Genomic DNA, 8,875 nt, shown 5'->3' with positions numbered 1-8,875 from the left:
CAGCAACAGCGCCTGGCGCTGGCCTGCGCCATCGTCGGGCGACCCGAACTCGTGTTCCTCGACGAGCCGACCGCAGGATTGGACGCCCAAGCCAGATTGCTCGTGTGGGAGCTCATCGACGCACTCCGGCGCGACGGCGTCAGCGTGCTGCTCACCACCCACCTGATGGACGAGGCCGAGCAGTTGGCGGACCAGCTGGTGATCATCGACCACGGCAAGATCGTCGCTTCGGGAACTGCGTCCGAGCTGACCAGGCAAGGCGCCGAGGGACGACTGCGCTTCAGCGCGCCCCCCGGTCTCGACCTGTCACTACTCGACGCCGCCCTGCCCCCGGGGTACCACCCGGTCGAGGACACTGCGGGCTCCTACTCGATCGAAGGCATCATCGAACCGCACGTACTGGTCACGGTCACCTCCTGGTGCGCCGATCGAAATGTGCTCGCAACGGAACTGCAAGTAGATCAACGCCGCCTCGAAGATGTCTTTCTCGAATTGACCGGCAGGGAGCTCAGAAGGTGACGGCACGAAAGGAAGCGCGGTTGGCCGACAACCGCTTCGCCGGCGGGCTGTTCGCGCCGCAACCGAAGGCAAGCTCGCCGTCGACGATGTTGCTCGCGCAGTCGATGCTCGAACTCAAATTGCTCCTGCGCAACGGTGAGCAATTGCTGTTGACGATGTTCATCCCGATCACGCTGCTGGTGGGCCTGACACTGCTTCCCCTCGGCGCCATGGGTGACCATCCTGTCGATCAGGTGGTGCCCGCCGTCATGATGGTTGCCGTCATGTCGACCGCATTCACCGGCCAAGCCATCGCGGTGGGGTTCGATCGCCGATACGGCGCACTCAAGCGTCTCGGCGCAACGCCGCTACCGAAATGGGGCATCATCGCCGGCAAATCGGTCGCTGTGCTGCTGGTCGTCGTGTTGCAATCGGTCGTACTCGGCCTGATCGGCATTGCCCTCGGCTGGAGACCCGATGCGGTGGGCCTGCTTCTCGGCGCCGTGGTCATCGCCATCGGAACGGTGACCTTCGCCACCATGGGCCTGTTGCTCGGTGGGACGTTGAAGGCCGAAGTCGTTCTCGCTCTCGCCAACATTGCGTGGTTCGTCATGCTCGGGATCGGCTCCCTCGTCGTCCTGGCGGACGACCTACCCGGCGCGCTGCACACCATCGCCCGTCTGATTCCCTCCGGCGCGTTGGCCGAGGCGCTCGGGCAGGCCGTGACCGGTTCGTGGGACTGGTTCGGAGTCGGTGTTCTGACGGTCTGGGCACTGCTGTGCGGGTGCGCAGCCGTACGGACTTTCAAGTTTGTCTAGTTGCGCGCAGATACCAGCGCTACCAGCCGCCGGAGGGGTCAACGACACTCTGTAGTTGACCGGTGACTACCATCGTCTGGTGCTGTATGGAGCGTTTTTGCGCGTTGTCGACCGGCTGCCACTGCCTTCGTTGCGAGTGCAGAAAATCCTGGCGTTCATCGTCATCCTCACCCAGGGAGGGATCGCGGTCACCGGCGCAATCGTGCGCGTGACCGCGTCCGGCCTCGGATGCCCCACATGGCCGCAGTGTTTCCCGGGCAGCTTCACACCGGTCGGTGTGTCCGAGGTGCCGGTTCTGCACCAGGCCGTCGAATTCGGCAACAGGCTGTTGACGTTCGTCGTGGTCATAGCAGCCGCGGCCATCGTTCTCGCAGTCACCAGAGCTCGGCGCAGACAAGGCGTGATCGTCTTCGCGTGGCTGATGCCGCTCGGAACCGTTGTGCAAGCGATCATCGGCGGTGTCACAGTGCTGACCGGCCTACTGTGGTGGACCGTTGCCGTTCACCTGGTCGCGTCGATGGCGATGGTCTGGCTTGCAACCCTGCTGTACTTCAAGATCGACGAACCCGATGACGCCGTCGCGGTGACCAAGACCGTTCCCGAGCCGCTGAGGCTGCTGACGGGGCTGTCCGGGATAGCACTGGGTGGAGTTCTCGTCGCGGGCACGATGGTGACCGGCGCCGGACCGCACGCAGGCGACAAGAGTATCGAGGAGCCGGTACCGCGCCTCGGCATAGAAATCGTGACGCTCGTGCACCTGCACTCGCAATTGCTCGTCGGGTACCTGGCCCTGCTCGTCGGTCTGGGGTTCGCGCTCTATGCAGTGGGCGCTCCGAGAACAATCACGACGCGCCTGAAGGTTCTGGTCGGCCTCGTGCTGGCGCAGTCACTCGTGGGCGTTGTTCAGTACTTCACCGATGTCCCTGCCGCGCTCGTCGCGATTCACGTTGCGGGTGCAGGTGCGTGCACGGCAGCAACGGCGGCAGTGTGGGCTGCGTGCCGCGCACGCAGCAGCACTCGCGAACCCGTCGCCGCCTGACCGCGAGGCTCGTCACACACGGCTCGTCACTCACGGCTCGTCACACACGGCTCGTCACACATTGAGAAAGGAGAGGTAGCCGGACTCCCCCTCAGACGTCCGACTACCTCTCCCACTCAATTCGACGCACAAGATCCGCGAACGGTTCCCCGCGCGGCGATCAATTTTCGAGACGAGCGTTTCTGGCTTTCGGGAACTTCTTCTGCCCGGCGACCCATCCGGCCATTCGGTTGTAGTGACCGGGAGCCGGGTTCACAGCGCTGACGAGTTCGCGGTCCCATTCCGATTCCGTCAGTCCGTCGACCGCGTCGACCAATGCGTGAGCGATTTCGTTGCTCTCCACCACCTGGTCGCCCAGAACTCCGTCGGCACCGACGAGCGTGACGCGCGTGCCGCATCGCCCGATGTGTTGGATCACCACGTTCCCGGTTCCGCCGTGCTCACCGATGAACGACTTCACCGCGGACAGCGCGTGATGGGGCACCTTCACCGCCGACTCGGTTGCAGTGGACGATGTGTCGTCATCCGATGTGGGGTTCTTCGCTTCGGTCGCCATGACGACGATAATACCGCTCGGTAACTTGGTTACGGCGAAGAACCCTCTACGACTGTGCGATCAGGACAGAAGTTGTGTGAGCGTGTCCCATCCGACGACCGAATCGACGGCGAGACCGCAGAAGACCAGCGCGAGATACTCGTTGGACAGAATGAAGAGCTTGAGCGGCTTGACAGGGGTTCCGGCGCGCACGCCCGCGTACAGACGGTGAGCCACCACGAGAAACCAGATGCCGGACGCGACCGCGACAACCGCGTAGATGACACCCGAGCCGGGAGCCAGCGCGAGCGTTGCCGCGACGGTTGCCCAGGCGTACACCACGATGTGCTTGGTCACCTTGGTCTCGGACGCGACCGCGGGAAGCATCGGCACGTTGGCCGCCTGGTAGTCCTCCTTGTAGCGGAGCATCAGCGCCCAGGTGTGCGGTGGCGTCCACAGGAAGATGACGAGGAACATCACCACGGCCTGCCAGCCGATGGTGCCGGTCACCGCGGACCACCCGATCATGACGGGCATACACCCGGCCGCACCGCCCCAGACCACGTTCTGCGAAGTTCTGCGCTTGAGTACCAGCGTGTAGACGAAAATGTAGAAGCAGATGGTAACGACGGCGAGCACGCCGCTGAGCAGGTTGGTTGTCTGCCACAGCCAGAAGAACGACACCACTCCGAGCGTCAGACCGAAGATCAACGCGTGCGACACCGGCATGGCGCCGCGCGCCAGCGGACGTTTCGCGGTCCGGGCCATGACTTTGTCGATGTCGGCATCGACGACCATGTTCAGGCAGTTGGCGCTCGCCGCTGCCAGCATGCCGCCGAAGAGCGTCGTGAGGATCAGACCGGGCTGAACCTGCCCCCGATCGGCCAGGAGCATCGCCGGGATGGTCGTCACCAGCAACAATTCGATGACTCGCGGCTTCGTCAACGCGATGTAGGCCAAAATCAACGCCCACGCTCGGCGGGGCGCTGACGAGGCAGTTGCATCGGATTGTCCGGAGGCGCCGTCACCGGAATCGGGATGGCCCGGGCCGCCTGCGAATCCGTGGCCGCCCGGCTGCTGCCCAATTCGCACTACGTCTCCTTGCACGGGCTAGAAACACATGAACACTCGACCTGCTCGAACCGCGGCGCACGCGAAGACCATCCCACTGGCGGTCGTTCACGGCGCGCACTACTACAAGCGATGGTAGACGTCGAGCCTCTCCCTTCCAATTCCGGTGTCGCCCGAACCTGGCATGGAGTTGCACACCTCCGAGCCCCCACGCAGCCCCCACGCAGCGCATCGAGGACGCGGTCCGGCCCGGCAGGGGGAAGGCACGACAGCGAGCGCCCACGGAACTAGGCTGGTAGCCGAGGTGTTTTCGATCCAAGCGGATCGGGCACGTCGTTGCCCCACTCGTACCACTGTCAGGAGATCTCTGCTCGTGTCGATCACAGACGATATTGACGTCCTCACCACGGCGCACCACCCCAGCGACTGGACGGACCTGGACACCAGGGCGGTCGATACCGTCAGAGTCCTCGCTGCAGATGCGGTACAGAAAGTCGGCAACGGCCACCCCGGTACGGCGATGAGCCTCGCCCCGCTCGCCTACACACTCTTCCAGCGCACCATGCGTCACGATCCCACCGACACGACCTGGATCGGCCGCGACCGCTTCGTCCTCTCGTGCGGCCATTCGTCGCTGACCCTCTACCTCCAGCTGTACTTGGGTGGCTTCGGTCTCGAGCTCACCGACATCGAGGCATTGCGCACGTTCAAATCCAAGACTCCCGGCCACCCGGAATTCCGGCACACCGACGGCGTCGAGATCACGACCGGCCCGCTCGGCCAGGGTCTGGCTTCGGCCGTCGGCATGGCGATGGCGTCGCGACGCGAACGTGGACTCTTCGACCCCGAACCGGCTCTCGGTGAAAGCCCGTTCGATCACTTCATCTACGTGATCGCATCGGACGGCGACATCGAGGAGGGCATCACCTCGGAAGCCTCCTCGTTGGCAGGCACCCAGCAACTCGGCAACCTGATCCTGTTCTACGACGACAACAAGATCTCCATCGAGCACGCCACCGACATTGCGCTGTCCGAGAACACGGCCGCTCGATACGAGGCGTACGGCTGGCACGTGCAGGTCGTCGAGGGCGGCGAGAACGTCACCGCCATCGAAGAAGCCATCGAGGCAGCCAAGGCCGTCACCGACAAACCGTCGATCATCGTGTTGCGCACGATCATCGGTTTCCCGGCGCCGACGATGATGAACACCGGTGCAGTCCACGGGGCCGCACTCGGTGACGAAGAGATCGTCAAGGTCAAGACCGCTCTCGGATTCGATCCCGACAAGAAGTTCGAGGTCACCGACGAGGTCATCGGCCACACCCGCGCACTCCAGGAGCGTGGGCGCAAGGCGCATGCCGAATGGAACACAGAGTTCGACGCATGGGCCGCGCGCGAACCCGAGCGCAAGAAGCTCCTCGACCGTCTGACGGCGGGTGATCTGCCCGAGGGCTGGACCGACGTCTTGCCCACCTGGGAGCCCGGCAGCAAGGCTGTTGCCACCCGCGCGGCGTCCGGTGAGGTGCTCAATGCAGTCGGGCCGGTTCTGCCCGAACTGTGGGGAGGCTCCGCCGACCTCGCCGGCAGCAACAACACGACGATCAAGGGCGCCAAGTCCTTCGGCCCGACGTCGATCTCCACCGACGACTGGGACGCCGAACCGTACGGCCGCACCCTCCACTTCGGCATTCGCGAGCACGCGATGGGCGCAATCCTGTCGGGCATCGTCATGCACGGACCCACCCGCGCCTACGGCGGAACGTTCCTGCAGTTCAGCGACTACATGCGTCCTGCCGTCCGCCTGGCATCGTTGATGGACATCGACCCCATCTACGTGTGGACTCACGATTCGGTCGGTCTCGGCGAAGACGGGCCGACGCACCAGCCGGTCGAGCACCTCGCTGCTCTGCGCGCCATCCCCAACCTGTCCGTCGTACGTCCCGCCGACGCCAACGAGACCGCCTACGCCTGGCGTTCCGTCCTCGCCCGCTCGAGCAGCAGTGGCCCGGTCGGACTGGCACTGACCCGCCAGGGTGTGCCCGTTCTCGACGGCACCGACTACGAGGGTGTGTCGAAGGGTGGATACATCCTCTCCGAGTCCTCCAAAGCAGCGCCCGACGTGGTTCTCATCGGCACCGGCTCCGAGCTGCAGTACGCCGTCGAGGCGCAGAAGCAGCTCGAGGAGCAGGGAATCGCCGCACGCGTCGTCTCCATGCCCTGCGTCGAATGGTTCGAGAGCCAGGACCAGAACTACCGCGACCAGGTCATCCCACCGACCGTCAAGGCGCGCGTATCGGTAGAAGCAGGCATCGGCATGCCCTGGTACAAGATCGTCGGCGGTTTCGGCGAGATCGTTTCTCTCGAACACTTCGGCGAGTCCGCGGACGCCAAGACGCTGTTCCGCGAGTACGGGTTCACGGCCGAGGCCGTGACCGCAGCCGCGCAGCGCTCGATCACCAACGTGAAGGGATAACCCATGACCCAGAACAAGAACCTCGCAGACCTGTCCGCAGCAGGCGTATCCGTCTGGCTCGACGATCTCTCGCGCGACCGGATCAGCTCGGGCAACCTGAAGGAATTGGTCGACAGCAAGAGCGTCGTCGGCGTCACGACGAACCCGTCGATCTTCCAGGCGGCACTGAGCAAGGGCGATGCGTACGACGCTCAGGTCACCGAACTGGCGGAGCGCGGCGCCGACGTCGACACCACCATCCGTACGGTGACCACTGACGACGTTCGCAACGCCTGCGACGTGTTCGCGCCCATTTACGAGTCCACTGGAGGGGTCGACGGACGCGTGTCCATCGAGGTCGACCCGCGCCTGGCGCACGACACCGAGAAGACCATCGCGCAGGCCGTCGAGCTGTGGAAGATCGTCGACCGTCCGAACGTCCTGATCAAGATCCCGGCCACCGAAGCCGGTATCCCGGCCATCGCGAAGGTCATCGGCGAAGGCATCAGCGTCAACGTCACGCTGATCTTCTCGGTCGAACGCTACGAACTGGTCATGAACGCGTACCTCGACGGCCTCGAGGCGGCTGCGGCCGCTGGTCACGACCTGTCCTCGATCCACTCGGTGGCGTCTTTCTTCGTCTCCCGCGTCGACACCGAGGTCGACAAGCGCCTCGAGGCCATCGGAACTCCCGATGCGACCGACCTCAAGGGCAAGGCCGCGTTGGCCAATGCTCGCCTGGCCTACAACGCGTATCAGCAGATCTTCGAGGTCGGTTCGCGATTCCCGGAGCTGCTCGACAAGGGTGCCCGTCCGCAGCGGCCGCTGTGGGCGTCGACCGGAGTCAAGGATCCGACGCTCCCCGACACCCTGTACGTGTCGGAGTTGGTGGCACCGAACACGGTGAACACCATGCCGGAGAAGACGATGGACGCATTCGCCGATCACGGCTCCGTGTCCGGAGACACCATCTCCGGATTGGGCGCGCAGTCCCAAGAGATCTTCGACAAGCTCACCGAAATCGGGATCGATATCACCGACGTGTTCCTGGTTCTCGAGAACGAGGGCGTCCAGAAGTTCGAGGCATCCTGGGGCGAGCTCCTCGAGGCCACCGAAGAACAGCTCCGTCAAGCAAACCAGAAGAGCTGATTCGTGAGCGCCGCAGACACCGACTCACACGATTCCGCGGAGTGGATCAACCCGCTCCGTGACCCCCGCGACAAACGACTTCCGAGAATCGCCGGCCCGTGCAGCCTGGTGATCTTCGGCGTCACGGGGGATCTGGCTCGCAAGAAGCTCATGCCTGCGGTGTACGACCTGGCGAACCGGGGGCTCCTTCCCCCCGGCTTCGCCCTGGTCGGGTTCGCCCGCAGGGAATGGGGCAACGACGATTTCGCGCAGATCGTTCACGACGCCGTACGCGACCATGCCCGGACACCGTTCAGCGAAGAGGTGTGGAGCACCCTGGCCGAGGGCTTCCGCTTCGTTCAGGGTTCGTTCGACGACGACGCGGCGTTCGACCAGCTCTGCGAGACCCTCCGCGAGCTCGACGCCACGCGAGGCACCGGCGGTAACCACGCGTTCTACCTCTCGATCCCCCCCGGGGCGTTTCCCGTTGTGTTGGAGCAGCTTTCGCGGTCCGGGCTGGCGCAGGGCGGCGATGGCCAGTGGCGGCGGGTGGTCATCGAGAAGCCGTTCGGTCACGACCTCGATAGCGCCAAGGAACTCAACACGGTGGTCAACCGGGTGTTCCCCGAGGACACCGTGTTCCGCATCGACCACTACCTAGGCAAGGAAACCGTCCAGAACATTCTGGCGCTTCGCTTCGCCAACCAGCTGTTCGACCCGATCTGGAACGCGCACTACGTCGACCACGTGCAGATCACGATGGCGGAAGATATCGGATTGGGCGGTCGCGCAGGCTATTACGACGGTATCGGCGCCGCCCGCGACGTAATCCAGAACCACCTTTTGCAGCTGCTGGCGATCACCGCGATGGAAGAGCCCGTGAGCTTCAGCCCGAGGGAACTGCAGTCGGAAAAGATCAAGGTCCTGTCGGCAACGAAGCTGGCGGAACCATTGGGCGAAACATCGGCCCGCGGACAGTACGCGGCTGGCTGGCAGGGCAGTCAGAAGGTCAAGGGCCTCAAGGAGGAAGAGGGTTTCGACACCCAATCCAACACCGAGACCTACGCCGCAATCACGCTCGAGGTCGACACCCGACGCTGGGGCGGCGTGCCGTTCTATCTGCGTACGGGAAAGGCGCTGGGTCGCCGAGTCACCGAAATCGCCGTGGTGTTCAAACGTGCCCCACACCTGCCGTTCGACGCCACCATGACGGAAGAGCTCGGACAGAACGCACTGGTCATCAGAGTGCAACCGGACGAGGGCGTCACGATGCGTTTCGGGTCCAAGGTTCCGGGTTCGAGCATGCAGGTCCGCGATGTGAGCATGGATTTCAG

At 64.3% G+C, this 8,875-nt stretch carries 8 protein-coding genes; 6 read left to right on the top strand and 2 right to left on the bottom strand.

Translation table 11 applies throughout. The features are described from left to right. The 3 genes from WBQ44_RS18330 to WBQ44_RS18320 form a co-directional block, all read left to right on the top strand. Positions 1–519 (top strand): AAA family ATPase (locus WBQ44_RS18330; protein ID WP_495568099.1); only part of this gene is annotated, 519 nt, incomplete at its 5' end. Beyond that, positions 516–1,316 carry an ABC transporter permease gene (locus WBQ44_RS18325; RefSeq protein ID WP_495568098.1) on the top strand — a complete coding sequence of 267 codons (801 nt, stop codon included), beginning with the start codon at positions 516–518 and terminating at the stop codon, positions 1,314–1,316. The genes WBQ44_RS18330 and WBQ44_RS18325, both read left to right, overlap by 4 nt. A gap of 79 nt (positions 1,317–1,395) precedes the next feature. Continuing rightward, complete coding sequence (locus WBQ44_RS18320) at positions 1,396–2,355, top strand: COX15/CtaA family protein (RefSeq protein ID WP_495568100.1); 960 nt, start codon at positions 1,396–1,398, stop codon at positions 2,353–2,355. 160 nt (positions 2,356–2,515) lie between these two features. On the opposite strand, the gene WBQ44_RS18315 is transcribed toward WBQ44_RS18320, so the two are convergent. After that, positions 2,516–2,911 (bottom strand): hypothetical protein, encoded by a 396-nt coding sequence (locus WBQ44_RS18315; RefSeq protein ID WP_495568097.1) that lies wholly within the window; start codon positions 2,909–2,911, stop codon positions 2,516–2,518. Positions 2,912–2,971: 60 nt separating this feature from the next. Then, positions 2,972–3,982, bottom strand: a complete 1,011-nt coding sequence (locus WBQ44_RS18310; RefSeq protein ID WP_495568096.1) for a heme o synthase — start codon at positions 3,980–3,982, stop codon at positions 2,972–2,974. A 352-nt stretch (positions 3,983–4,334) separates the two neighbouring features. On the opposite strand from WBQ44_RS18310, the gene tkt reads away from it, so the two are divergent. The 3 genes from tkt to zwf all read left to right on the top strand — a co-directional run. Next, positions 4,335–6,434, top strand: coding sequence for a transketolase (gene tkt, locus WBQ44_RS18305; RefSeq protein WP_495568095.1), 2,100 nt, complete (start codon positions 4,335–4,337; stop codon positions 6,432–6,434). A 3-nt stretch (positions 6,435–6,437) separates the two neighbouring features. Next, positions 6,438–7,562, top strand: a complete 1,125-nt coding sequence (gene tal, locus WBQ44_RS18300) for a transaldolase (RefSeq protein WP_495568094.1) — start codon at positions 6,438–6,440, stop codon at positions 7,560–7,562. 3 nt (positions 7,563–7,565) lie between these two features. Continuing rightward, positions 7,566–8,875 (top strand): glucose-6-phosphate dehydrogenase (gene zwf, locus WBQ44_RS18295; protein WP_495568093.1); only part of this gene is annotated, 1,310 nt, incomplete at its 3' end.

It is taken from the genome of Rhodococcus sp. (in: high G+C Gram-positive bacteria) (assembly GCF_049591685.1).
GTDB lineage: Bacteria > Actinomycetota > Actinomycetes > Mycobacteriales > Mycobacteriaceae > Rhodococcoides.
This window is presented reverse-complemented; position numbering and strand designations above follow the sequence as displayed.

Coding starts and splice junctions, on each gene's coding strand:
- WBQ44_RS18315 (WP_495568097.1), bottom strand. CDS start 2,911: ATGGCGACCGAAGCGAAGAACCCCACATCGGATGACGACACATCGTCC.
- tal (WP_495568094.1), top strand. CDS start 6,438: ATGACCCAGAACAAGAACCTCGCAGACCTGTCCGCAGCAGGCGTATCC.